This window comes from Anabaena sp. 54, from assembly GCF_017355725.1.
Lineage (GTDB): Bacteria > Cyanobacteriota > Cyanobacteriia > Cyanobacteriales > Nostocaceae > Dolichospermum > Dolichospermum heterosporum.
Genome location: NZ_JAAVWA010000050.1, coordinates 1 through 24,573 on the forward strand (window position 1 = coordinate 1; position 24,573 = coordinate 24,573).

A 24,573-nucleotide genomic window follows, 5' to 3' on the forward strand; every position below is an offset into this window, starting at 1 on the left:
TGTTGGTGATGAAAGTTGTATTTGTCTGAATCAGGATAACTAGGATTAAAGGATGTACAGGATGGTAATTTTTAGATGGTTTATAATCATTTAAGGAAAATCATCAAAAAACATCCTAGAAATCCCCAACATCTCTACAAACCATCATTCAAAAACATCCTGTAAATCCTCAAATCCTGGACATCCTGATTCAGACAAATGCAACTTTTAATACTGATTTACCTGATTTTCTCATCCCCAAATTACCTAAATATCCTTTACTTCCAGCCACATTATTAGGAAGATTAGCAAAGGTGCGTTAGGAGTGCGAAAATATTAGGAAATATACATTGAATTTTATGGATTCCCATTCCCCACTGTGTCAAGCCATAGCCCATCGTATCATCACCAGCCCTCAAAAAAGAATTACTTTTGCCCAATACATGGATATGGTGTTATATCACCCAGAACATGGCTATTATTCTAGTGATGCCATCAAAATCGGCTTTCGCGGTAGTGATTTTTTCACATCTGCCAGTTTAGGCGCTGACTTTGGGGAATTACTAGCAAAGCAATTTTACCAAATGTGGGAGATTTTAGATCAACCTATACATTTTGATTTGGTAGAAATGGGGGCAGGACAATGTATATTAGCATCCCATATTCTCAATTATATACAGCAAGAGTACCCAGATTTTTTTGGCGCAGTCAAATATATTATTGTTGAAAAATCACAAAGTTTAAAACAAGAACAACAACAACGGTTACAAGATTTTGCTGTTGATTGGTGTAACTTGGAAGAAATTCCCTCCAAATCTATTAACGGCTGCTTCTTTTCCAATGAATTAGTAGATGCTTTTCCAGTCCACCAATTTATTTTAGCAGCAGGAGAATTGCGGGAAATTTACGTCACCCTTGCCGAATTAAACCGTGAAATCAGTGAAATCCAGATCATCCGTGATCCTCTATTTATTGAAGTAATAGGAGAACCATCAACACCACAATTAGGAGAATATTTTAAGTTAGTAGGCATTGATTTAAGCCAAAATACTTATGAAAATGGCTATCGTAGTGAAATTAATTTAGCAGCTTTGAACTGGTTGGGTATAGTGGCAGACTGCTTGGAACGGGGGTATGTGCTAACAATTGATTATGGCTACCCTGCTCATCGTTATTATAACCCCAGGCGATCGCAGGGAACTCTCCAGTGCTACTACCAGCATCGTCATCATGATAATCCTTATATCAATATTGGGCAACAAGATATCACAGCCCATGTTGACTTTACAGCCTTATCATCTTGGGGTGAACGGTGCGGACTCAAAAACATGGGTTGGACTCAGCAAGGGCTATTTTTGATGGCATTGGGAATAGGTGAAAGGTTAGCTGCACTCTCCTCTCAACAGCAACCAATATCACAGTTGCTACAACGCCGAGAAGGATTACACCAACTAATTAACCCAGGAGGACTAGGCAACTTTGGCGTTTTAGTCCAAAGCCAGGGACTAACTGAACAAGAAGCATCACAACCACTCCAGGGATTAGTCGTACCAGAGTAGAGATCAAAGAGAAAGGTTAAAAATCTCTTTAACAATCCTGTATCAGCCTTGTTTGCACTAGCATAACAGAGATGATTAAAGTCAAAAATCTACCCAAGAGAAATAATTATGACTGCTCATGATCTGTTAGTGCTAGTAACTCTACTGTCCCCCGGACTCTTACTTTCCATAATCATTATGGTGACTTTTGCCGCTGGAGGCTAGTACCGCTTCGCGGAAGTCAAAAGTTAAAAGTCAAAAGTCAAAATTAATTGGGTATGGGTAATAAATTCTTCCAATTATCCGTACCCACTGACAACTGACCACTGACCACTGACAAATAACAACTGACCACTGACAAAGGAACGTAAAACATGAAGGTGGCATTTCTGGGAACTGGATTGATGGGACTACCGATGGCTCAAAGGTTATTAGCTACCGATATAGAACTAATTGCCTATAATCGCACCCCAGAAAAATTAGAACCGTTACGGAAAGCAGGGGCGCAAATTGTGACAAAACCCCGCGAAGCCATCCGTGCTGCTGACTGTATCGTGCTAATGCTTTCTAACGCCGCAGCTATTTATCATGTACTTCTGACAGATACTTCTTGGCATACTTTATCAGGACGCAGCATCATTCAAATGGGGACAATTAATCCCTTAGAAAGCCAAGAAATCAGAGATACAGTAGTTGCGGCTGGTGGTGAATATATAGAAGCACCTGTCCTCGGTAGTATTCCCGAAGCTCAAACTGGCAAGTTAATTGTCATGGTAGGTGGAGAGGAAGAACAATATCAGCGTCATTTAAAGTTACTCCAACATTTTGGCGAAAATCCTGTATATATAGGCGCTGTGGGTTCGGCATCAAACCTCACCCTGGCGCTCAATCAACTGATTGCTTCTCTCACAACTAGCTTTGCTCTGAGTCTGGCATATATCCAGTTGCAAGGCATTGATGTTGATTTGTTTATGCAGGTTCTGCGCGAAAGTAAACTTTATGCGCCTACTTTTGATCAAAATTTGCGGCGGATGTTAGATGGCAATTACAATAACGCTAACTTACCGACAAAACAACTGATCAAAGAAATAGATTTATTTATCTCGGAAGCAAAATCCTTGGGTTTGAATCTCAACAGCATTGAGGGTGTAAGGCAAATCTTACACGCAACTATGAAAATGTCCTATCCAGAAGATGATTATTCATCCGTATTTCCAGCAATTCGGGAATGGGGTGAAGTCAGTGGAGGTTGAAAAAGATTGTAAAGACGTTCCATGGAACGTCTCTACAAAGGTGATGACTAAAACGGGATGTCATCTGGATCGGGTTCTGGCGTAACTCCTACAGGGGATGGAGACTGCACAGGGGCGGGTTGGTATGTCGGTTGAGAGGGCGCTACCTGGGGCATTGGGGCTGATGTCGGATAGTTTGATTCATAATTAGTCTGGCTGTAGGTTGGTGGCGCTACAGGGGTTTCATAGGCTGGTGTGGTTCTCGTGGCTGCTGGTGGTGAATTGGTATAAGTACCTTGTCCGATGGCGTGAATCCTTTGGACTGTTAATTCTGCGCGTTTTTCCTTAAATCCTTCGGGGCGATCAATTGTATTCATGCCTAAGCGCCCTTCAATAATAACGCGATCGCCCTGATGATAACTTTGGTGAATCTCTTTTGCTAAATTTCCCCAACCTACGACTTTCAAGGGATGGGAAGGATCATCTGGTTTTGCTCCCGCGACGTGAACGATCATTTCTGTAACTTCTAACCCATCTGGTGTGTGACGCAGTTGGGGATTATCGTAAATTTCTGCCATCAAAATACAACTGTTCATCAATTTCTCCTGATTTTTAATACTTTTTCTCACGGTGAATTTAACTTCACAAGAAAAGTCAAGCATAATTAGTTAAAACAATGATGATACTGTTCGCATAGCGTACCGTAGGCAATCATTGTTTTTCTATCTTACACTTGACTAGAACGAGCATTATGTTTTGTCTGTATAGAACAATTGTACTATATTACGGTCTGGACTGTGATTTATATGATTAATTTAATTTATGTGATGATTGTAATGGGCATTGTATTATAGTGTTTGGTTAGGAGGAAAGATTTTATGTTAAAGCGTATTTACATTGATAATTTTGGTTGTTTGGTAAATTTTGAACTTAATGTTGATGCAATTAATCTATTTCTTGGTGGTAATGGTTCAGGTAAATCCACTGTTTTTGAAGCTTTATGGAGACTTCAATGTTTCATCCTTGGCTCTTTTAAGGTAGAAGGAATTTTTCAAAATTTTAGATCCACTCGTTGGCAAAGTTTACCAATTCAACGTTTTGAGTTAGAAATAGATGGTAATGGTGGTAATTATAAATATGAACTGGCAATTCAACATTATCCAGAATATAGTTGTGTTCAATATGAAAGATTAATGTTTAATAATCAAATTTTATTGAATTTTGAACAGGGGGAAGTGCAATCATTTAATGATGACTATATACCCGGTCCAAAATATCCATTTGATTGGTCACAATCTATATTACCTTTCTTTCTCCCAAGACAAGATAATACAAAGCTAACATGGTTCAAAAAAAGGATAGAGCGATTCATTATTGTAAAAATTGTTCCTTCTATAATTTCTTCAATCAGCGAACAAGAGCAAATATTATTAACTCCATCTATGGATAATTATGTTTCTTGGTATCGTTACATTTCACAAGATCAGGGTAAAGTAGCTGAATTAATACAAGGACTAAAACAAGTTTTAAATGGTTTTGTAAGTTTCAAATTTGAACACTATGGAGATAAATCTGCAATTCTCAAATTAAGATTTGCCCATGATTCAGATCGAAAAAATATTATTGAATATGGTTTTAATGAATTATCTGATGGTCAAAGAGTTGTAATTGCTCTATATACTCTTTTATATTGTACTCAATCAGAAGATTATACTTTATGTATAGATGAACCAGAAAACTTTTTAGCACTTCCAGAAATTCAACCTTGGCTACTTCAACTGTATGATTTTTGTGATGAAGGAAAGTTACAAGCCTTACTAATTTCACATCATCCCGAATGTATTAATTATCTTTTAGCGTCACCAATAGGTTACTGGTTTGAACGTCAAAGTAATGCACCTGTAAGAGTGAGAAAAATCAGTAATGAAGAAGCTGATGATTCAGGATTAAAGATTTCAGAACTGATTGCGCGGGGATGGTTATAATGAGCCAGCGGAGAGTGCAGATTGTCATTTTGTGTGAGGATAGACAACAAGAAGTTTTTGCTCGTCATTTCCTCAAAAAAAGAGGATTTACTGGAAATATTAAACCTAAAATCTGTCTAGAAGGAGCAGGTGAGCAGTTCGTTAGAGATAATTATCCTAAAGAAGTCAAAGCATATCGTAGCAAAAATTATCTTTCAGGAATGCTCATTGTTTTAATTGATGCAGATAAAAAAACAGTCGAAGAAAGACTAAAGCAATTAGATGATGCACTTATAGAAAATTCACAACAACTTCGTCAACCTAGTGAAGCCATAGCAATTTTTGTTCCTAAAAGAAATATTGAAACTTGGATATATTATTTACAAGGTACAAATGTTGATGAACAAGCTGAAAAGCCATATCCAAAATTCGACAAAAATGAGTCTATTTGCAAACCCTATGTTGAGCAATTAGTCAACCAGTGTTCTCAAGGTAATTTGGATGAGAATGCACCACCTTCTTTAAAAGCTGCTTGTGGAGAATTACAGAGAATTTTGCCATTAATTGGATAAGTTATCAATTCTCATTTGTTGCAAGTTTATTGATTCAATATTGAAATTGCGACTGTGTTATTATTCATTATAAATAAGTGTCAATTTACTTTGACTCCCATATCTATTCCATCACTTTTTAATTGTCCATCTTCCATGTAAATAATCCGATCAGCTATATCCAGAATGCGGTTATCATGGGTGACTAATAAGATAGTACAGTTTTGTTCTTTGGCTAACATTTGCATTAATTCCACCACATCACGTCCCGATTGTTTATCTAATGAAGCTGTCGGTTCGTCTGCTAAGACTATTTTGGGATGACTAACTAAAGCGCGGGCGATCGCTACCCGTTGTTTTTGTCCACCGGATAAATTCTCTGGATAGTAATTAACCCGTTCTCCTAAACCGACGTGTTCTAACATTGCTGTAGCTTTAGCATTAATATCGCCATTGAGATGATGTTCATGTAACTCCAAAGACATCCGCACATTTTCTTTGGCTGTTAAAAAACTCATCAAATTATGTGCTTGAAAAATATAACCAATTTGGCGACGTAATTTAGTTAATTGCCCTTTTTTTGCACCAGACATTTCCTGTCCTAATATTTGCAAACTACCATTTTGGGCAGAACGTAAACCCCCCATTAATGATAATAGGGTAGTTTTGCCTGAACCCGAAGGACCAGTCATAATCACAATTTCTCCCGCCTTAATCTCTAAATTAATATCAACTAAGACTTGTTTTTGTAGCGCACCTTTACCAAAATAATGATTGAGATTACTAACAGAAATAACTGTTTCTGAACTAGAAATAACTTCAGAAGCAATAGTTGTAACTTCCAATGACATAGTTCCTTCCCTTTGCGCCTTTGCGCCTTTGCGTGAGTCAGTTTAAAAAATATCCGCCGGATCAGCAGAACGGAGTTTTCGCATCGCTATTGCGCCAGAAACAGTACACATAATTACTGTTAAGAAAAAAACATTAATTGCCCGATCTACCTTCATATATATTGGTAAAAGAGTTGCGGCAAATGTAACTTGATATAACCCAAAAGATAGGAAAAATGCAGGTAAATAACCCAATGCAGCTAAAAACAATGCTTCTTGTAATAAAACTCGCAATAGATAATTATCAGTGTAACCCATTGCTTTGAGAGTAGCGTATTCTGGTAAATGATCAGAAACATCAGAATATAGCACTTGATAAACAATGACAATACCAACAATAAAACCGACTATTACACCCAAACTAAAAATAAACCCAATCCCTGTCCCATTAGCCCAATAAGTTTTTTCTTTTTGGGCAAATGTTTCGGGAGTACCAACTTCAACAAAGGGATTTTTAGGATCTGGATTTAGTCCTATTTGTAGTTGTGCTTTGACTTTTTCAAGATCAGCATCGGGTTGAAGAGTAATTAACCCAACTTCAATTTGATCAGCTTTGCGAGTAGGAAATAATTGTAAAAACGTAGAATCACTAGTGACGACATTACCATCAGCAGCAAAGGAAGCACCATTTTGGAATAAACCCTTAACACTGACATTTTTGCCGCTTAATTCGGCGTTAAACTTCCCAGTTGCTCGAAAAGTACTGCCAATTTCTCCATATTCTGGACGACCAGCTTCATCAAATATAACTTGATTCAATTGTTTAAGATCATCTTTCTTTGCTTGCAGTTCAGGAAACTTTAAACCAGGTGCAGATGGATCTAGACCCCAAACTAAGATAGATCGATCTATTTTAGTTTGAGGATTGCGCCATTGTCCGGTACTAATGTAAATAGAACTGACTGATTTTACACCGTTGTAACTTAATGCTTGATAAAGTCTTTCTCTAGAAAAGCTTTTGACTGAAAATAGGGTTTGAAATTGAGGATTTGTTACTACTAAATCTGCTTGTAAATTGCGATGAGGTTGAATAGCAGAATCAAATAATGCACTTTCAAAACCCATCTGAATAAATATCAGCATATCTGCGAAGGTAATTCCCGCAACTGCAACCACTAGCCGGGTTTTTTCCTTCATTAATTGTCGCCAAGCTAGGGGCGTTTTCCGAAAGATTTTATTAATCATGAGTTTTTTTATGCATCTTGATGAGAAATTAATTACAATTTAATTGCTGTTTGCACTTGTAAATTAGTTAAGCCGGAAACTTTTTTACTATCTTCAGGATTGAGGAGAATTTTTACTTCGACAATGCGACTGTCTAAATTTTCTCCTGGTTGATCACCAAAAATATTTTGGCGTTTGACTTGTAAACCAATTTGCTGGACTGTACCTTGTAATTCTCCTGTAAATCCTTGACTGGTAATTATGGCTTTTTGTCCTAATTTTATCTTACTAATATCAGTTTGATAAACTTCTGCTACTGCCATCATTGCGTTAGTTTGGGCAAAGTCAGCAATCCCTTCATCACCAATTTTTTCACCGACGCGAGTATGAATTTTGATAATTTGTCCCGTCATAGGGGCGCGAATATAAGCTGCTTCTAGTTCAGTTTTTGCCCTGTTTAGATTAGCGATCGCACTTTCAATTTCTGTTTGTGCTAACTGCACATCTACAGGACGAACTTCAGCAATACTATTGAGTTTACCTTGAGATTCATTAATTTGTTTATTACTAGTAGCATTAATCCGATTGAGAGCAACTTTAGCTTCTGCTAATTGTTTATTGGCTGTAGTATTAATGCGGTTGAGAATAGCTTGAGATTCACTTAATGTCTGTTTAGCAGTTTCTACATTTAAACGTTTACCATCAATTACAGAATTAGAAATTGCCCCTTCAGAAAATAACTTTTCATAGCGTTTATATTCTGATTCGGCATTTTTGAGTTCTGCGGTTAGTTTATTAATAGTTGCTGTTTGGGCAATTCTATCACCTTCCCATTGGGCTGATATGCGGGCAATATTTTCCTGTTGGGATTGTTGATCTCCTGCATATTGTGCCTTAATTCTCTCCACAATTGCTGACTGTTCTTGAATTTCTCCTGATTTAGCCCCAGCTTTAATTTGTGCGAGTTTAGCTTTAGCAACTTTCACTTGTTGCTGGGATTGAATCACAGATTTTTTTAATAGATCACGGGATTGTAAAATAGCAATTACTTGTCCGATTTTAACATTATCACCTTCTTTAACTAATAGTTCAGAAATGCGATCGCCATCCAATGCTAAAGGTGCAGATAACTTAATTATTTCCGTTTCTGGTTCTAGTCTTCCTAAAGCGGTAACTATTTGAGGAGCAGGGACAATTGATTTTGATTCTGTGACAGAAGTTTTACCCAATTGTCCAAAACTAGAAACTCCATAAATAACAATTCCTAATGGAATCGTAGTAGCCGCAACCATTAAACCAATCAAACCTGGACTTGGGGACTTGAACGACAGTTTATAACTCATTTTCACTACCTAACCACAAAATAAATTTATCGGTATTTACTGCCAGTTAATTATTTAATTTCAACCTGGACTTTTTGCTGTAAATATGCTGTAATCATTTTTCCCAAAAGTTTACACTGTTCAGGAAAATCAATGTTCTCATTACCCCACAATTTCTCTAAAACCACACCATTCACAAAACTCAAAACAAAAGATGCTAATACTACATCTGGAACACCTAATAAATCACAGGCTAACTGCTGACATCGTTGATTAGCCCGTTTAAAAACAGTGCTATTGGTTAGCATTATTTTTGAGTCTTGATGTTGGCAAAAATCAACCCACAAATAAGTCCATTTAATTAGGTAATCCTCATTTTTAACAAGATATTGACCTAAAGCTTCCATCAATTCTAATAAGTTATTTTTTTCTCCAAATTCTGTTAAAGCTGTAATGATATCCTGCTGACTAATTTCTTCCACCAATTGCTCAAACAAAGCTTGTTTGTTGGGAAAATAATGATATAGCGTACCTGTGGAAACCTTTAAACTCGCAGAAATCTGCCGCATAGTAATCGCTGCATAGCCTTTTTCAGCAAACAAATCAAAACATTGATTGAGTAATTCTTTACGGTATTGTTCATGATTAACAATTTTCGGCATAACAGCTATCGTCTCTATATCGAACGCTCGTTATATTAAATAATATAATAAACCTAAAGTGTTTGTCAAGATATCTTTACAAATTCAGATATCCTAATTCAATAGGATTTACGCATTGACAAGCTCAACCATGAGGTATGGGTTTCGGGCATTTCAACGTGATTTTGTGATGCTTTTTGAGCGAACTGCTTGCAGCAGCACTTCGCTATCACTATTGATCGGAAGTTAATCGCTAAAAACCTGAAATGAAGGATTTTAGTTTATGCACATTATAGTGAACCTTTACAGTAGTTAAGTCATATATAATGATAGGTTAAGTAATACATAGATATCTATGATAATAATATCATATTCAAATACACCCGTTGTATACAAATAATTTGAGCTAATGCTATGCTACAACCGAATGCAAATGACTATAATCTCTTACTAATTGTGAAAAAATCACACTGTAGTGTCTGAAAATCTCAAATTTATTGTTCATGATTTTTGTTGATACATAAGTCATAGGGTTTTACTTAGATGATAGAATTTAAAGCCTTGAATACATTAGATCAGTTACTTACCTACCGAGCTAAGGTACAACCTAACCGTAGGGCTTATACAATGCTCGATATTAACGGTGCAGAAGATAGTTATATTACCTACGGGGATATGTATTCCCAGGTGATTAATATAGCTCAAAGATTATTGTCTGAAGGACTACAATCACGTAATGCGATTTTACTTTATCCACCAGGAATTGAATTTATAGTTGCATTCTTCGGTTGCCTTTATGCTGGGGTTCTTACCTGCACCTATCCATATCCCAAAACGCAATCGTTCCAACAAGAAGATTTCAGATATTGTTTCTGCCACAGAAGCCTCAGCAATACTACTTCTTGGCAAGGATGAACAAGCTTTTCGGGATACTTTGAGTAAGGAAGAAAACTGGCCAAAGGATCTGATTTATGTACCAACAGACATGATTGTTGAGCCGGCAAACTCTCAGAACTTACCTTTACCGGAGATCAATGGATCAGCGATCGCATTCTTGCAGTTTACTTCTGGCTCAACTTCACTACCCAAAGGTGTGATGATCAGCCATGCCAATTGTCTCAATAACCTAGAGATGATTGTGGCAATGAGTCAGGCAAATTCTGATTCTACCTTCGTATCTTGGCTGCCACACTATCATGATCTCGGTTTAGTCGCCCATCTGTTGTGTAGCCTCTATAGTGGCGCTCATTGTGTCCTACTTGCGCCATCAACTTTCGCTTCCCAGCCAATACAGTGGCTACGTGCCATCACTAAATACCGGGCAGAATATACAGGCGCACCAAACTTTGCCTATCAACTATGTGTTGATAAAATCCAGCCCAGCGATCAACAGACACTGGATTTATCTTCTCTACGGATGGCAATTAACGCCGCTGAACCAATCAATCCACAAACTATATGGGATTTTTCAGAAAAGTTCGCGGTTAACGGATTCAAGCCAAAGATGTTCCTCCCTGCTTATGGTATGGCTGAAGCTACAGTCTACATATCTTCTGGATACGTTGATAAAGATCCAGTTTTTAAAGCTGTTGACTGGATGACATTGGGTCAGCAAAACATAGCTCAAGAGCCAACCGACAAAAGTAAGGAAAAGGTTTTTGTCGGGTGTGGCTTCCCTTTCCCTTGGCTAGACCAAAAAATTTATATCGTCGATCCTGATAAAAATTGCGTATTACCCCCAAATCATGTTGGGGAAATCTGGAGTACAGGCTCTAACATAATGGCTGGTTATTACAACCATCCAGAAGCCACAGCAAAAACTCTTGTTTCTTTACCAGATGATGATCAGACTTACCTCCGTACCGGTGACTTGGGTTTTATTGACGAGAAGGGCGAACTATACATTACAGGCCGAATGAAAGACATCATTATCATCAATGGTGTGAATTACTATCCCCAAGACATTGAGATTTGTGTTCAAGAAACACATCCTGATATTCGCTCCGGTTCTGTTGCGGCCTTCAGTGTTCCCGGTCAGACTGGAGAGGATTTGGTGATTTTTGCTGAATTAACAAAAGCTGGTGTCATCAATCTACGGCGATCTGGTTATTTGGAAGAACTGGTAGAAGCTATTTCTGTCGCGGTGGGAGAGAACTTCGAGATCCAATTACGCCAAATCGTGTTTTTAGGATATATGCAACTCCCGAAAACATCTAGTGGCAAAATTCGTAGACAACAGTGTAAGCAAGAGTTTCTTCAAGGCTGTACCGATGCTTTAGCTAAATGGCCTCAAAACAAATCTACAAATCAATCCCCAGGAGGAATTAGTATGTTGAACATTGAAAAGACCTTTGAACGCATAACTTCCATGAGTCCAATGCACCTGAAGGTCTTTACCAGTCTCATCCAGATTCTGACTAAGAAATATGAAGTGCGGATGGTTGATTTCGATGTAGAAAAGTCTATCTTCTTTTATGGGATTGACTCTTTGAAAATCATTGAGATTCATAGCATATTGGAAGCAGAACTGGGTTGTCAAATTCCTACAGAAGCTTTTTTCTACGCCAATACTTTCTTGGGGATGATTGACGACATAGCTCGTGTTATCTCTAATGAAGACTCGTTGAAAGTGAGACTTACCCATAGTCAACCTCTTAATGTGGAGATAGAAAATGCCTTAGAATATCTTCTCCGTAATCGTGACCACAAAGCTGATCTCAGCCAGAACACTCAAACCAAAACTTGCTTACTAACTGGAGCATCTGGGTTTGTCGGTACTTATTTCTTGAAAGAACTCCTTGACAGTACCGATCTAAATATTGCTTGTTTAGTTCGAGCAGCCAATGAGGAAGCAGAGGAAGCAGGTCTTCAACGAATCAAGAAAACCGCGCGAAAGTTCGATGTCAAGCTCTTACAAGGATGGGAAAATCGTGTACAAATCATCATCGGTGATATGTCTAAAAAGCGTTTTGGACTAGAAGAAGAGCGCTATAATGTAAAGTTTGGAGGTAATGCCACAACATTTGGTTATCTACAATCCGCTTACGGTATAGGTGCATTAATTGGTGTCTTAGTTGCCAGTCAAATGAGTGCAATTAAGAATCTCAAAACCCCTCTTGTTTTACTGTGCTATGGTCTGGGTGCGGGACTAATAGCATTAGGATTTGTCCAGGACTTTTGGATAGCATCGGGAATAATTGCCTTGATGGGGATAGGAGGTGGTACTGTCACTGTACTGGGCATGACTTGGCTGCAACAAAATACAGCCTCAAATATGCAGGGACGAATGATGGGACTGACAATGTTCGCTGCGGTAGCTCTTGATCCCTTCTCTCAAGGTGTTTCTGGAGTGTTAGTAGAATTCAGTTTGACGGGATTATTTGTAGCAGCTGGAGTCACAATGTTCCTCACTGCCATAGCTTCGTCAATCGGCCGCACTCATACAATTAAATCAGTTACTACTGATTCTTCATTCCCTGTTTCCGAACCTGTAATTTCAGTGCGTAACCTGAATCATTATTTTGGATCAGGTATGCTACGTAAACAAGTATTATTTGACATTAATTTGGATATTCAACCTGGTGAAATTGTGATTATGACTGGACCTTCCGGTTCAGGTAAAACTACCCTTTTGACTTTAATGGGTGGTTTGCGTTCTGCTCAAGAAGGTAGTTTGAAAATTTTAGGACAGGAAATATGTGGAGCAAATAAACAACAGTTAACTAAATTGCGCCGTCAAATAGGTTATATTTTTCAGGCGCACAACCTGATGACCTTTTTAACTACCCAAGAAAATGTGCGGATGTCCTTGGAATTGCATGATGAATATCTAAATCATGATATCAACAAGAAAGCGATCGCCATGCTAGAATCTGTTGGTTTGGGAGATCGTATCAGTTACTACCCCGAAAATCTTTCTGGTGGACAAAAACAACGGGTGGCTATCGCTCGTGCTTTAGTTAGCCAGCCTAAAATTGTCTTAGCTGATGAACCTACCGCTGCACTTGATAAAAAATCTGGCCGCGATGTTGTGGAATTGATGCAGAAACTTGCTAAAGAACAAGGCTGTACTATTTTGCTTGTTACCCACGATAACCGCATTTTGGATATTGCTGACCGTATTATTTATATGGAAGACGGTCAGCTTAAAGATGTCAATATTAAGGCGAAGATACAGTAAACGAAGTATATTTAGTATTTGGGGATGATTAGCTACTCCTTGTCCTGATATTTTTCATAATTATTGTCAGCCTGTTGATTATTTTTGACAGCACCCTTGCTAAATATCTTCTCTGTCCAGAGATAAGGAATTGGTAATAAAAACCAGACATATTCCCACCAACCTTGATCGATAATAGCAACTCCTATTGTTAATAAGGAAAACATCGGCTCTATCAAGATTTTCCATCTTGTAGAAATAATAATTTCACTATTTAGATCATCGGCAATTAGTCGGTGTTTATAAGTCGCATAATTCCAGTTAATAAATGATATCAATCCAATGAATGCAGTATTGACGCTAAAGCATATTTTCACAAGAGCATTTTCTGGAAAATAAATAACTAGGGTGTCAGAGTAAGGAATCAGAAGTATTCCCATCAGATCAAGTAAATAGAGTGAGATATGAATTGTATCTGCTTGTTTGTAATATTTAAATTGCTTGATATGTTCTAGCCAGTAGAAACCAACAGTCACAAATGCGATCGCGTAGCTAGTGAGTGGTTTTATTTGAGCTAGTAAAAATGCCACAATTTCTGAGTCTGTGGGCTGTTGCAGATTTTCAGGAAAATCAAGAGCTAAGAAGCACTCTGCCATTGCCAGTGCGAATATAATATCAGCTATTCTCTGAAGGTGGACAATAGGCTCTTTCTGATCAGAATTATTGTTTTTATCTTCATTCATTAGTCATATCCAAAAGTGCAGGCTACTTTTAATTTGTACGTTGGGTCAAAGTAAACTTACGGTGGAAAATAAAATTCAAATAACAAGAATTTCGGCATAACAGCTATCGTTTCTATATCGAACGCTCGTTATATTAAATAATATAATAAACCTAAAGTGTTTGTCAAGATATTTTTGCAAATTCAGATATCCTGCTGATTGCTCCGCGAACGCTCACGTTTCACAACCTAACCTACAAATTAAGGCTTTTTCCACTTTTTCAGCAAGCCCTAATTATAATTAAAATGGTGTTTTTACCTGTAAGTGGAAGATTTTTTCTACATGAGGATGCTGAAACCTCAACTCTCTCGCGTGCAGATATAATCTATCAGTATCACTATGATAACCATAGAGTTTATCCCCCAAAATTGCCATTCCCAGTCCTCTTGTATCAGCAGCATGAACCCGTAATTGATGAGTCCGTCCAGTCAAAGGCACAAATTCAACACGGGTATAATCTCCTTCTCTGTTCATAACGCGGAAGTGAGTTAAACTAGGTTTACCTCGTGATAAATCCACTTCTTGATAAGGACGATGATCAGGATTTCCCCATAAAGGTAAATTAATTTCACCTTCATTAATAGCTAGAGAACCTGTCAGCAAAGCTTCATAAACTTTAGATACTTGTCTTTTTTGGAATTGTTTACTTATTTGAGAATAAGTAACTGGATCTTTAGCTATTAAGAGAATCCCGGAAGTATCTTGATCTAAACGATGTACCGCGATTATTTCTTGATTATATAGATGACGTAAACGACTGATTACACTATCTTGATTATGAAAATAACGACCAGGAACAGATAATAGTCCTGATGATTTATTCACAGCAATTAGCCATTCATCTTCATAAATTATTTCTACTTGATTTGGCTTTAATCCTGATAGCAAAAATCCCATTAATGGCTGACATCTTTCCAAACAAGCGCCATAAAATTCTCCCTGTATTTTATCCTCTACAGTAGAATTACCCCACCAAAATTCAGCCATTGCTAAAGGTTTTAGTTGATGAGTAGCTGCATAATGTAATAATTTAGGAGCGCAACATTCTCCTGTGCCAGTTGGTGTTCCTGTTGGTAATAATTGCTGTAGAGATAAAGATTGTCCTTGAAAATTAGTTAAGCTATAAGCAGCGTGCATTTCTGTTTGTAAATGTCGGGATAGTTGTTTACGCTGTTGTTTTAGTACGGCAATTTTCTGATCTGCTGATGTTATAATTTTCTGTAAAGGTTGTAAAATTTCATTTTGACGACGTTTAAGATGGCGACGTTCAATTCCTTGTAGACGACTTTCTGTTTCCAATTGTTCCAGCGCAATTTTCAGAGATTCATCCGTGAGAGTTTGCCAAAATTCTTGACGTTGTGTCTGTCGTTGTAGTTTGCTACGATAATGGTGTAAACTAAGAGCCTGTAACTGTTGAGTATATTCAGCAGATAGAGTTTTATATTCTTCTCTTTCTGAAAGTTTCTCAAGGCTAATAATTTCTTGTTTAATGGCTTCTAACTTGGCTAAGGTCTGAGTTTCTAATAAAACCACTTCTTCCCTACCAGGAATTGGTGAAACCCAACCTTTAAGCATACTATTACCATTTAATAAACCGGAAAATGCTTTAATAACTCTTGGTTCACCATTGGGTAATTCAACCAACAAAATACCATACATTTTTCCCTCCTGGGAATAAAGATGATTTTGCTCAAGTTGTTGCATCAGATTATTAGCTATAGCTTCCGCTAAAGGGGTACGGGGTAATCTGAGTATTTCCCCTGTTTGGGGGCATTTTCCTTCATAGTAATAGTTAGGCTGTGCCGAAGTAATGATCAAATTAGATGAGATAAAATCTGAAAGCGGATGCAGGTAAATCATAAAATATATAGAGTATGATCAAATATTTGATAGTTAATAAATTTTTGTTGAAGTTGCTTGTTTTAATTTGCAAGCTTTTTTTGGTATGGACGTTAGTATATTTTACAATACCTCTAATTATTCTCACACCAGAAATTATTAATAATCCCGTTGGGAATTTTATCCTCACTTTGGTATTTTTGTGTTTACCATTTTTCCTCATATATCTATTTGTAGATGAGGATATGAAAAAAATTTCCCATTTACTGGCTATACTAACAAACAATCAACGCTATTACCAAAAAATTCATCAATTTATTGCTTATACAACTAGATATTTGATATTAATTATAATATGCTTAATTCCATTTTTATCTTTTTTTTCATCCTATCAAATTCAAAATTGGATTTATTGGCATCCTCAGCATAGACAAGAGAATTATACTCAATTGAGTCAATATTTACAAGCTAAAAATTGGGAAGATGCTGCGAAAGAAACACAATCAGTAATGTTGAAAATTACTAATAGAGAAAATAATAATTGGTTAAGTACCAGAGCTATTGAAACTTTTCCTTGTGAAGCTTTACAGAATATAGACAATTTGTGGTTAGATGCTAGTGAAAATAGATTTGGTTTTAGTGTCCAAACTAAAATTTGGAACCAAGAAAATAATGGTCAAATCAATTTTAATTATAAAATAGATCAGAAATTTCGTCAAAAAGTAGGATGGAACCCAGAAAATATAACCCATATAGAATCTCATTTCCAATTATCCACAGATACCCCCATAGGATATTTACCCAAACCTGTAGGAACGTCTTTGGGAAAAGCCTGTGTGGGAAATTTAGATAGGCTTTGGTTTGGACAAGCAGTAGGCTGTTATCACAAGATATTTATTCGCATGAATGATTGTAAATAAAATAAATGCTATATTTGGGGTAGGGAACAAACCAAGAATACAGATATCTTTGTTTGTTCTCAAAATTTTAAATTAGTTTTGCTCAGATAATTATTGAATTCAGATTGTGTTAAAATAACTATTTTTCGGAACTTCACTAAATGCGTAATCCACAAAAGAACCACATTAAAATTGATCCAGCCACCCTGGTTCTAATTGGGTCTGCTTTGATACTATTACCACTACTACTCGCTGGCTTTTTGGGGTAATTATCTATCCACAAAATTAAAAGTTGGTTATTTCCATTAACTGAAAATAACCATCAACTAGGAGTTTTTTTTCGTAACATTTAAATATCAACATTGATATTTTCTATCTGTCTAGCTGCTTTATCCCACAGTTTTGCAGATTCTTCATCATTCCAGTGAGTTCTCAGATTTTCCGCTTTTTTATGGCATATTCGCTCTAGCATCTCTAAAATTGCCGCTAGTGTCAACTGATCAACTAATCCCTCTAAAATACTCATGTATTCTTTCATAACAGATACCCCCTTTAATTTCTACTGAAAACTGAAAGAACCCTCCCTACCTTCTGTGTTAAAAAACGACACAAGAATTAGAAATTCTCGTCAATTAGTTCTGACTTTTATATTATCAACCCAATGATTTATAGAGGATGCAACTCTTCTTAATTCTCTACATTTGCGGTTACGTAGGTTGTGTTCAGCAAAGTAATATAATAGCTGAGGTATTTCCAGAAATATTGCCTTAAAACCCAAAAAATGAGATGCTTAAGGTGTATAAAACTGGAAATTGGGTTTATTCTTCAGATAAATCTATAAGTTTTGTGTCATCTGCAAAAACTCCGCAAACAAAGGTTCTCCAAAATTCATTAATCTCAGAGAAGGTATTTCATCAAACATATCTGGGTAAAAAGTAATCATGTATTCCCGGTTTTTATAGGTAAGTAGCCACGTTTTTTCGTCTTTTAGCTGAAAAATCACCCCAGTAGATTTTAAAATTGTTGATGTGGTAAATAAATGTTCAATGCTTTCTGGTGTAAAAGGAGTGGGTGGAATAGGCTTTTGAATTTCCGCTAAATCAGCATCTAAATCCATTGTTACCATTGCTTCAATTCCTGGGCGGAGAGGTGCGTTTAATACCGAGTCAAACTCAGACATCAACACATCCTCTTCTTCTGGATCTGCACTCATCGCAGCTTGTTCAATGAAAGTGGGAACTTTAGCTAAAATGGGTTGGAGATTACCAACAACTGTAGCAAAGGCGTTAATGCGATCGCGCAATTTTCTATAAACTTTTGCTTCTACAGTGCCATCATAATAAAAATTGTGAATGCGGACAGTTTCATACCTTTGTCCAATTCTATCAATTCTGCCAATTCTTTGTTCCACACGCATGGGATTCCAGGGCATATCATAATTGATTAATACCCCACAATTTTGCAAGTTTAACCCTTCTGACGCAGATTCACCCACATCCTCAAAATCCTTTAATCCTGATTCTCACAAATAAACCCATCCTGTACATCCTCTAATCCTGGAAATCCTGATTCAGACAAAAAAATATCAAACACAAACCCACATCCTCAAAATCCTTTAATCCTGATTCTCACAAATAAACCCATCCTGTACATCCTCTAATCCTGGAAATCCTGATTCAGACAATTATTCCTGCTTAATTGCACTGATTAAAATTCCTAAAATCTTTTTTACATCCTTGATATAATATTCAGTTAAATCAATAGAAACTACTTTATCTTCTAACTTCAAAAACTGCCAAATAGTACCGATAGTTACAGCACCATAAACAATTTTAATCTGATTTTGTTTCTGTTCATTAAATAATTGAGCAGCCAACATTTCAGCTATACATTGAGCCAAACCGGATTTCAAGTTTTCATTTTTACTTTCTACCAATGTAATTACAGGTGCGCGGACAAAAAGCTGTTCTTTAGAAAGACTAATCAGAAAATCGCAAAAACCATTTAACCCTTGTTGATTATCTACATTAAAATCCACCCCAGAAAATAAACTGATTTCATTATTTAACTTTCTTCTTACTTCCAGTAAAATTGGACTAATTATCATCTCAGAACGGGCTTTTTCTGTATTAATTGAAACAGCTAAATCAACATTTTCCTTGAGGATTGTTCTTAGTAAATCACTAGATTCTTCCTCTGGAACATCTCCAAATAATCCTGATACTTCGTTTAATGTCAATTCAAATTTTTGGATAATTTCACTTAATTTAAAATCACTGTAAGCCATCTTTATTACCTTTAATTAATTAAGTAGGTGAACACAATAAAACCAAACTGTGTAAAGAAACGTAAAATCGCCCAAACCCTCTTCACTCTTGCCTCTTGCCTTTTGCCTTGCCATAACGACAATTTTCAACGCCAACCTACTTACACCACAGTCAACAGTTAACAAACCTCAATCTCCTAATAATACCCTAATCGCTTTTAAAGCTTGACTACGCTTCCCATTACTAATCTTAGCAAACCAGTAATGGGATTCCTCATAACTCATTGCTTTGATACCTTGGGCAATATTAGCAATTCTTTCAGGTTTAGAAAGTGGTTGAATCGTCTGAAATAACAAAGCTAAATTTATACCCGTTTCCTCAGTTAAAACATAAGGACTTTGGCGATTATGACTTAATGTTTTTGGGTCATAATTATTGGCTTTCAAACAATCATAAATCGCCTGTTTTACCTGAATTAAAGCATTACCCTGCAATGACTGTAAATATTTTTGTCCAATTACTTAGTATTATAACATATCTCCATAAAAATCCTCATCTAGTAACTGTTCTAAACTAAAAGGTAAATCAAGAGGATATTCTGATTCATCTGGTTTTCTCACTCCCAATTTTGCATTTTTACTTTCTTTAATTGCCAGTTTTCTAGCATCAGCATAAGCTATAGAAATTACTTCATGCAGATAATTTTTAAAAGAAGGATTTTCTTGTAAATCTTTTTTAATTCTAAAACGATGTTCAGTAATAGAACTGTACCAACTTCCTTTCATCATTTCAGGAGCATCAGCTTGAACAGTTAACTTGAGTAAGTGAGCAATTAAAATTGTTAAATTACTCAAGAAAGACCGTTTTTCCGATTTACCCATATCATCCAGTTCTAATAATAAATGTTCCCAATCAACATCATGAAAATGTTTTTCTTTGATTTGTGTAATGATAGTTTCTCTCCAAAGATTAAAATCTTGTTCATATAGTTGATGGTTCATATAGCTCTATCCACTAAATCAAAAGCATAACTTACCAATTATAACATTTCTCCTCTCTTTGCGTCTCTGCGTGAAAAAAAGGACGAACTAAAAAGCTCGTCCTAAAATTGCCGAATAAAACGCAAAATCTAAACCTGCGCTTCCTCTCTTACCAACTTATCCCAACCCAAATCCTTCAAATTATTATTCCTTCTTAAAGGACGAGTTACCAACTCCAAAACATCACGCGCATTACCAAAACCGTGAATTTGTGCAAAAGTAAATTCCACAGACCACTTAGTATTAATACCCCGTGCTTCCAATGGATTAGCATGAGCCATACCAGTAATTACCAAATCTGGTTTTAACTCATAAATGCGTTGAACTTGATTGTAATTATCCGGCTTTTCAACAATTGTTGGTAAAGGTGAACCCATTTCCTGACAAGTTTTTTCTAACAAAGCTAATTCAGCAGCTTGATAGCGTTTATCCATGTAAGGAATGCCGATTTCTTGAACAGTCATACCACAACGCACCAAGAACCGCGCTAAGGAAATTTCTAATAAATTATCACCCATGAAAAACACAGATTTACCGCGAATTAATTGCACGTATTCTTCTAAGTTTTCCCAAATCTGCGCTTCTCTTTCATCTAAACCCTGGGGAGTAATTCCCAATACAGAACAGATTTTTTCAATCCAAGCGCGAGTACCATCAGGACCAATGGGGAATGGTGCGCCAATGAGTTTACACTTGCGACGACGCATTAAAGTTGTAGCAGTGCGGCTGAGGAAAGGATTGACACCAGCGACATAATACCCTTCTTCAATCACAGGTAATTCTGTAAACCGTTTTGCCGGTAGCCACCCAGAAACTTTGATACCTTGTTTTTTCAGTTCCAAGGTTAATTGGGTGACAACTGGGTCAGGTAAAGAACCAAACAGCACCAAAGGTGTATGATTTACATACTCAGATTCATCTTGAGCGATGTCTTCTTTTTTCTTACCAAAATTCATCAGCTTCTGAATGGCGTTACGCTCGCCTTTTTCAGTTTCCGATACTGGAGACTTTTCAGGACAACGATGAGCCATAGCGGCTAACACAGTGTCTTCTCCTTGGGTAAATGCGTAGTCGAGTCCGTTAGCACGGGCGACAACAATGGGAATACCTAAATCTGCTTCTAATTTAGGTGCTAAACCTTCCAAATCGGTTTTAATAATTTCGGTTGTGCAAGTACCAATCCAGACAATTACACTAGGATTGCGATCGCGTTTAATTTGTTCACACAAACGTTTTAATTCTTCATAATCATTCAACTGTGCCGAAATATCCCCCTCTTCCAACTCAGCCATAGCATAGCGAGGTTCAGCAAAAATCATCACCCCCATAGCATTTTGGAGGAAGTAACCGCAGGTTTTCGTGCCAATTACCAAAAAGAAACTATCTTCAATTTTCTGATATAACCAAGCCACACAGCTAATAGGACAAAAAGTGTGATAATTTCCGGTTTCACATTCAAAATTTAAAGCTTCAGGCTGTTGAGCAACAGTCATATTAATATTCTCCCTTTAATTTTTTTTAACTTGGAAAGTAGATGGTTGGTGATTGGTGATTGGTGATTGATGATTGGGTTATTCATTTCCCCCTACTTTCTTCCCTGTCACCTGTCACCTGTCACCTGTCACCTAAATTCTGCTTTCAACAATTAATTGTTAGGGAAGAGACGAGCCATTTCTGATTCATTAAAAACTTCAGATGGTAGTTCTTCCAAATTGTCGTCACCATTATGCAGCGAAGTTTCATCACCCCAGATGTCTGAAACTACATTATCAAATCCATTTTCTTCAGATGTATTTAGTTCATCCAAAGAATTATCTTCAGATAGATTCAGTCCACTAAAAGCATTTTCGGTCATTTCCCCAAAAGCATTATCAGGTATCTCTCCAAAAGCGTCTTCATCACTTAAAGACATCGGATTAAAGGAGGTATGACCAAAATCACCCATTGCTTCTAATCTGGATGATGCTTCTGAGTGATGGGAAACACCTTCATCGGATAAAGAAATACCACCAAAACCTTCATGATCTCTATCTATAGCGCAAGTGGCTTGCGTCTCGGTTCCCAAATTATTCAGATTGATCCCAGTGACTGAGAAAGATTCTGATTCAGGCATATCTGCCACCACAGCCGACGAACGAGAGTACATTTCCGGTTCTACTGTGGGGCTGAGACGATTACCAAGGGCAATATCAGGGTCAAAATGCAAATCCAGAACTTCAATTAAAATATCCGCATCTGGATTCAGTTTGGCAAAGGGGAACATTAGCTGGGCTAATTTTGGTTCTAGAGCATTGATGACTCCCAGGATGAGGTAAGAAGACGGACGCTTGCCGCCATCGGGGGTATAAACTGATTCAACTGTCATTTGAAGCGTAATCCATTCACGATTGGCTTGAAAGAATTGCAGCCACTTTTGTTTGATCGAATCGGTAAAACTATCAAAGAAAGCCATAAGTCCATCCTGAGAGGTAAAATGTTTTATACAATCATCAAGTCTAATTCCTCTTCAGCATTTGTGGCTTTAACTTTTACTGGATTGAGATAAAAATCTGACAATAGAGAAAAAAGTTCACGATCAGGAGAGTCGTTGGGAACGACACCTTCGGGTTGAGCGAGAATTTGATCAGCAATATTCAGGTAGTAGTCGCAAACGTAGCTTAGAGAAGGATCTGACTCTGCCATTTCAAATAAAGTTTTGCCTTTGACGCGGGAAACGCGGATATCTTCAATTAAAGGTAATACCTCTAAAACAGGCATAGGCACGGCTTCTATATATTTATCAATTAAATCCCGCTTGGAGGTACGATTACCGATTAATCCCGCTAAACGCAAGGGGTGAGTCCGAGCTTTTTCCCGAACGGAAGCAGCAATCCGGTTGGCTGCAAATAGAGCATCAAAACCATTATCTGTAACAATTAGGCAATAATCTGCATAATTTAACGGTGCGGCAAAGCCACCACAAACAACGTCACCAAGGACATCAAATAAAATTACATCGTATTCATCAAAAGCATTAAGTTCTTTTAATAATTTGACTGTTTCTCCAACTACATAGCCACCACAACCGGCACCGGCTGGAGGTCCACCTGCTTCAACACAATCAACACCGCCATAACCTTTGTAAATTACATCCTCTGGCCAAACATCTTCGTAGTGATAATCTTTTTCTTGCAAGGTATCAATAATGGTGGGAATCAAAAACCCAGTCAGGGTAAAGGTGCTGTCATGTTTGGGATCACAGCCAATTTGTAAGACCTTTTTACCTCGTTTAGCCAGAGCTACAGAGATATTACAACTGGTTGTAGATTTGCCGATTCCACCTTTTCCGTAAACTGCTAGTTTCATTGTTGTACCTCTCTTATAGTTTCTTTACAAACTCTTAGCTCAAACATTTGCCTGTATCTACATTGATTCGGGGATGTGTGAGGTGCTTGAGTGTCATTATTGTGCAAATTCTCTGGAAAGGAAAGGGGACCAGAATCTGAAAGATGCTGATATCAGCTATTTAAGTGATTAAATACTTTATTTATAAACTATTAAGCCATTTATTAGTCTTAAAGAACTAAAAATTCTATTTTTTAAAGTTTTAATCTTTTGTTTTTATAAAAATAGTTTCAAAAGACAAAAAAAATCCATATACAAAAATCTATTTATTCCATAATATTTGCTTACTCTTGTAACCCTTGACGATATTGCTGGTATTTACGGTGTGTGCAGCCAGAAAAGTATTGTCAACGGTCGGTTGAAAATAAAGGTGAGATTTGGGGATCAGGTAAATCGGGTGTTCTGATTCAGGCGTAAAATTGGCAATAAAGAAATTTTATGAGCGATCGCTTCCCTTTTTGTTACCATTGTTCCTGGATTAGTAAATATTTATTAAATTATAAAATATCTGATATAAAACTTTACAGGGAACAGGGAATAGGGAACAGGGAACAGGGAAGATAAGCAAGTTCTTAACCATTGACAACGAACAAATGACTAAAAAACAAAAATTTCCTTACTTGCTGGGTTCTAAATGGACTGCACAAAAAAAAGTTGATGGTTGGCGACATTTTCAGGTTGTTAACCGCAAAAATCAGGGCAAATGGGTATATGCGGAAATGGTAGCAGCTTGTGATCCTCAAGTACGCTTTTGGTTAAATGCTAAATTATTACAAGATAATTCCCAATGGTACGCCGGTTGGCAGACTCTACAAGAAATAAACTCTATCGAAAACCATTAATTCCCTCTTGCCTCTTGCCTCTTGCCTCTTGCCTCTTGCCTCTTGCCTCTTGCCTCTTGCCTCTTGCCTCTTGCCTCTTG

22 protein-coding genes and 2 pseudogenes are annotated in these 24,573 nt (G+C 37.1%); 9 read left to right on the plus strand and 15 right to left on the minus strand.

The genetic code is table 11. The features are described from left to right. The first annotated feature begins 338 nt into the window (after positions 1–338). Positions 339–1,538 carry a class I SAM-dependent methyltransferase gene (locus HEQ36_RS24785; RefSeq protein WP_053539085.1) on the plus strand — a complete coding sequence of 400 codons (1,200 nt, stop codon included), beginning with the start codon at positions 339–341 and terminating at the stop codon, positions 1,536–1,538. Positions 1,539–1,891: 353 nt separating this feature from the next. Continuing rightward, positions 1,892–2,770 carry an NAD(P)-dependent oxidoreductase gene (locus HEQ36_RS24790; protein ID WP_015078484.1) on the plus strand — a complete coding sequence of 293 codons (879 nt, stop codon included), beginning with the start codon at positions 1,892–1,894 and terminating at the stop codon, positions 2,768–2,770. Positions 2,771–2,817: 47 nt separating this feature from the next. On the opposite strand, the gene HEQ36_RS24795 is transcribed toward HEQ36_RS24790, so the two are convergent. Further along, entirely contained in the window at positions 2,818–3,345 is a 528-nt protein-coding gene (locus HEQ36_RS24795) for a single-stranded DNA-binding protein (RefSeq protein ID WP_168635547.1), read from the minus strand. A 282-nt stretch (positions 3,346–3,627) separates the two neighbouring features. Between HEQ36_RS24795 and HEQ36_RS24800 the strand changes: the two genes are divergently transcribed. Continuing rightward, on the plus strand, positions 3,628–4,734 hold the full coding sequence (locus tag HEQ36_RS24800) for an AAA family ATPase (RefSeq protein WP_168635459.1): 1,107 nt from the start codon (positions 3,628–3,630) through the stop codon (positions 4,732–4,734). Next, positions 4,734–5,285, plus strand: a complete 552-nt coding sequence (locus HEQ36_RS24805; RefSeq protein WP_168635458.1) for a hypothetical protein — start codon at positions 4,734–4,736, stop codon at positions 5,283–5,285. Before HEQ36_RS24800 ends, HEQ36_RS24805 begins: the two co-directional genes overlap by 1 nt. 80 nt (positions 5,286–5,365) lie before the next feature. Here HEQ36_RS24805 and HEQ36_RS24810 read toward each other — a convergent pair whose 3' ends face one another. The 4 genes from HEQ36_RS24810 to HEQ36_RS24825 are packed head-to-tail and all read right to left on the minus strand — an operon-like array spanning position 5,366 to position 9,302. Continuing rightward, entirely contained in the window at positions 5,366–6,115 is a 750-nt protein-coding gene (locus tag HEQ36_RS24810) for a DevA family ABC transporter ATP-binding protein (protein WP_053539088.1), read from the minus strand. Positions 6,116–6,157: 42 nt separating this feature from the next. After that, a complete protein-coding gene (gene devC, locus HEQ36_RS24815) occupies positions 6,158–7,339 on the minus strand; it encodes an ABC transporter permease DevC (protein WP_168635457.1) in 1,182 nt (393 codons plus the stop codon). 32 nt (positions 7,340–7,371) lie between these two features. After that, a complete protein-coding gene (locus tag HEQ36_RS24820; protein WP_168635456.1) occupies positions 7,372–8,661 on the minus strand; it encodes an ABC exporter membrane fusion protein in 1,290 nt (429 codons plus the stop codon). A 50-nt stretch (positions 8,662–8,711) separates the two neighbouring features. Next, complete coding sequence (locus HEQ36_RS24825; RefSeq protein WP_168635455.1) at positions 8,712–9,302, minus strand: TetR/AcrR family transcriptional regulator; 591 nt, start codon at positions 9,300–9,302, stop codon at positions 8,712–8,714. 522 nt (positions 9,303–9,824) lie between these two features. Here HEQ36_RS24825 and HEQ36_RS24830 point away from each other — a divergent pair. From HEQ36_RS24830 to HEQ36_RS24840, 3 genes and pseudogenes are all read left to right on the plus strand, one after another. Beyond that, positions 9,825–10,196: an AMP-binding protein gene (locus HEQ36_RS24830; RefSeq protein WP_168635454.1), complete on the plus strand. Its 372-nt coding sequence runs from the start codon at positions 9,825–9,827 to the stop codon at positions 10,194–10,196. Continuing rightward, positions 10,078–12,693 (plus strand): annotated as a pseudogene (locus HEQ36_RS24835) (AMP-binding protein); the annotation flags it as partial. The gene HEQ36_RS24830 and the pseudogene HEQ36_RS24835, both read left to right, overlap by 119 nt. After that, positions 12,682–13,461: a DevA family ABC transporter ATP-binding protein gene (locus HEQ36_RS24840; RefSeq protein ID WP_325064592.1), complete on the plus strand. Its 780-nt coding sequence runs from the start codon at positions 12,682–12,684 to the stop codon at positions 13,459–13,461. The pseudogene HEQ36_RS24835 and the gene HEQ36_RS24840, both read left to right, overlap by 12 nt. Before the next feature lie 32 nt (positions 13,462–13,493). Here HEQ36_RS24840 and HEQ36_RS24845 read toward each other — a convergent pair whose 3' ends face one another. Both HEQ36_RS24845 and HEQ36_RS24850 read right to left on the minus strand, forming a co-directional pair. Beyond that, complete coding sequence (locus HEQ36_RS24845; protein ID WP_168635452.1) at positions 13,494–14,183, minus strand: TMEM175 family protein; 690 nt, start codon at positions 14,181–14,183, stop codon at positions 13,494–13,496. Positions 14,184–14,462: 279 nt separating this feature from the next. Next, entirely contained in the window at positions 14,463–16,082 is a 1,620-nt protein-coding gene (locus tag HEQ36_RS24850; RefSeq protein WP_168635451.1) for an RluA family pseudouridine synthase, read from the minus strand. A gap of 14 nt (positions 16,083–16,096) precedes the next feature. On the opposite strand from HEQ36_RS24850, the gene HEQ36_RS24855 reads away from it, so the two are divergent. Next, positions 16,097–16,981, plus strand: a complete 885-nt coding sequence (locus tag HEQ36_RS24855) for a GUN4 domain-containing protein (RefSeq protein WP_290708671.1) — start codon at positions 16,097–16,099, stop codon at positions 16,979–16,981. A 328-nt stretch (positions 16,982–17,309) separates the two neighbouring features. Here the strand turns inward: HEQ36_RS24855 and HEQ36_RS24860 are convergent, their stop codons facing one another. From HEQ36_RS24860 to bchL, 8 genes and pseudogenes are all read right to left on the minus strand, one after another. Next, positions 17,310–17,498 (minus strand): hypothetical protein, encoded by a 189-nt coding sequence (locus HEQ36_RS24860; protein ID WP_027400728.1) that lies wholly within the window; start codon positions 17,496–17,498, stop codon positions 17,310–17,312. A 297-nt stretch (positions 17,499–17,795) separates the two neighbouring features. Then, positions 17,796–18,455 (minus strand): helicase-related protein, encoded by a 660-nt coding sequence (locus tag HEQ36_RS24865; RefSeq protein ID WP_290708673.1) that lies wholly within the window; start codon positions 18,453–18,455, stop codon positions 17,796–17,798. Between the two features lie 189 nt (positions 18,456–18,644). Then, the gene (locus tag HEQ36_RS24870; RefSeq protein WP_053539102.1) at positions 18,645–19,247 is read right to left on the minus strand and encodes a hypothetical protein; all 603 of its coding nucleotides are present in this window, start codon (positions 19,245–19,247) and stop codon (positions 18,645–18,647) included. 168 nt (positions 19,248–19,415) lie between these two features. Beyond that, positions 19,416–19,721: pseudogene (locus tag HEQ36_RS24875) on the minus strand (hypothetical protein); the annotation flags it as partial. A gap of 33 nt (positions 19,722–19,754) precedes the next feature. Next, positions 19,755–20,228 carry a DUF29 domain-containing protein gene (locus HEQ36_RS24880; RefSeq protein ID WP_053539103.1) on the minus strand — a complete coding sequence of 158 codons (474 nt, stop codon included), beginning with the start codon at positions 20,226–20,228 and terminating at the stop codon, positions 19,755–19,757. 128 nt (positions 20,229–20,356) lie between these two features. Next, complete coding sequence (locus HEQ36_RS24885) at positions 20,357–21,760, minus strand: ferredoxin:protochlorophyllide reductase (ATP-dependent) subunit N (RefSeq protein WP_053539104.1); 1,404 nt, start codon at positions 21,758–21,760, stop codon at positions 20,357–20,359. Positions 21,761–21,912: 152 nt separating this feature from the next. Further along, positions 21,913–22,719, minus strand: coding sequence for a DUF5331 domain-containing protein (locus HEQ36_RS24890; protein ID WP_168635449.1), 807 nt, complete (start codon positions 22,717–22,719; stop codon positions 21,913–21,915). Between the two features lie 26 nt (positions 22,720–22,745). Further along, positions 22,746–23,612: a ferredoxin:protochlorophyllide reductase (ATP-dependent) iron-sulfur ATP-binding protein gene (bchL, locus tag HEQ36_RS24895; RefSeq protein ID WP_039203628.1), complete on the minus strand. Its 867-nt coding sequence runs from the start codon at positions 23,610–23,612 to the stop codon at positions 22,746–22,748. A 632-nt stretch (positions 23,613–24,244) separates the two neighbouring features. On the opposite strand from bchL, the gene HEQ36_RS24900 reads away from it, so the two are divergent. Continuing rightward, on the plus strand, positions 24,245–24,493 hold the full coding sequence (locus tag HEQ36_RS24900) for a TIGR02450 family Trp-rich protein (RefSeq protein WP_027400712.1): 249 nt from the start codon (positions 24,245–24,247) through the stop codon (positions 24,491–24,493). Positions 24,494–24,573: the final 80 nt, after the last annotated feature.

What these genes read in the sequence shown, in the direction of transcription:
- HEQ36_RS24785 (WP_053539085.1), top strand. Translation starts at nt 339, where the DNA reads ATGGATTCCCATTCCCCACTGTGTCAAGCCATAGCCCATCGTATCATC.
- HEQ36_RS24790 (WP_015078484.1), top strand. Translation starts at nt 1,892, where the DNA reads ATGAAGGTGGCATTTCTGGGAACTGGATTGATGGGACTACCGATGGCT.
- HEQ36_RS24795 (WP_168635547.1), bottom strand. Translation starts at nt 3,345, where the DNA reads ATGAACAGTTGTATTTTGATGGCAGAAATTTACGATAATCCCCAACTG.
- HEQ36_RS24800 (WP_168635459.1), top strand. Translation starts at nt 3,628, where the DNA reads ATGTTAAAGCGTATTTACATTGATAATTTTGGTTGTTTGGTAAATTTT.
- HEQ36_RS24805 (WP_168635458.1), top strand. Translation starts at nt 4,734, where the DNA reads ATGAGCCAGCGGAGAGTGCAGATTGTCATTTTGTGTGAGGATAGACAA.
- HEQ36_RS24810 (WP_053539088.1), bottom strand. Translation starts at nt 6,115, where the DNA reads ATGTCATTGGAAGTTACAACTATTGCTTCTGAAGTTATTTCTAGTTCA.
- devC (WP_168635457.1), bottom strand. Translation starts at nt 7,339, where the DNA reads ATGATTAATAAAATCTTTCGGAAAACGCCCCTAGCTTGGCGACAATTA.
- HEQ36_RS24820 (WP_168635456.1), bottom strand. Translation starts at nt 8,661, where the DNA reads ATGAGTTATAAACTGTCGTTCAAGTCCCCAAGTCCAGGTTTGATTGGT.
- HEQ36_RS24825 (WP_168635455.1), bottom strand. Translation starts at nt 9,302, where the DNA reads ATGCCGAAAATTGTTAATCATGAACAATACCGTAAAGAATTACTCAAT.
- HEQ36_RS24830 (WP_168635454.1), top strand. Translation starts at nt 9,825, where the DNA reads ATGATAGAATTTAAAGCCTTGAATACATTAGATCAGTTACTTACCTAC.
- HEQ36_RS24840 (WP_325064592.1), top strand. Translation starts at nt 12,682, where the DNA reads ATGTTCCTCACTGCCATAGCTTCGTCAATCGGCCGCACTCATACAATT.
- HEQ36_RS24845 (WP_168635452.1), bottom strand. Translation starts at nt 14,183, where the DNA reads ATGAATGAAGATAAAAACAATAATTCTGATCAGAAAGAGCCTATTGTC.
- HEQ36_RS24850 (WP_168635451.1), bottom strand. Translation starts at nt 16,082, where the DNA reads ATGATTTACCTGCATCCGCTTTCAGATTTTATCTCATCTAATTTGATC.
- HEQ36_RS24855 (WP_290708671.1), top strand. Translation starts at nt 16,097, where the DNA reads ATGATCAAATATTTGATAGTTAATAAATTTTTGTTGAAGTTGCTTGTT.
- HEQ36_RS24860 (WP_027400728.1), bottom strand. Translation starts at nt 17,498, where the DNA reads ATGAAAGAATACATGAGTATTTTAGAGGGATTAGTTGATCAGTTGACA.
- HEQ36_RS24870 (WP_053539102.1), bottom strand. Translation starts at nt 19,247, where the DNA reads ATGGCTTACAGTGATTTTAAATTAAGTGAAATTATCCAAAAATTTGAA.
- HEQ36_RS24880 (WP_053539103.1), bottom strand. Translation starts at nt 20,228, where the DNA reads ATGAACCATCAACTATATGAACAAGATTTTAATCTTTGGAGAGAAACT.
- HEQ36_RS24885 (WP_053539104.1), bottom strand. Translation starts at nt 21,760, where the DNA reads ATGACTGTTGCTCAACAGCCTGAAGCTTTAAATTTTGAATGTGAAACC.
- HEQ36_RS24890 (WP_168635449.1), bottom strand. Translation starts at nt 22,719, where the DNA reads ATGGCTTTCTTTGATAGTTTTACCGATTCGATCAAACAAAAGTGGCTG.
- bchL (WP_039203628.1), bottom strand. Translation starts at nt 23,612, where the DNA reads ATGAAACTAGCAGTTTACGGAAAAGGTGGAATCGGCAAATCTACAACC.
- HEQ36_RS24900 (WP_027400712.1), top strand. Translation starts at nt 24,245, where the DNA reads ATGACTAAAAAACAAAAATTTCCTTACTTGCTGGGTTCTAAATGGACT.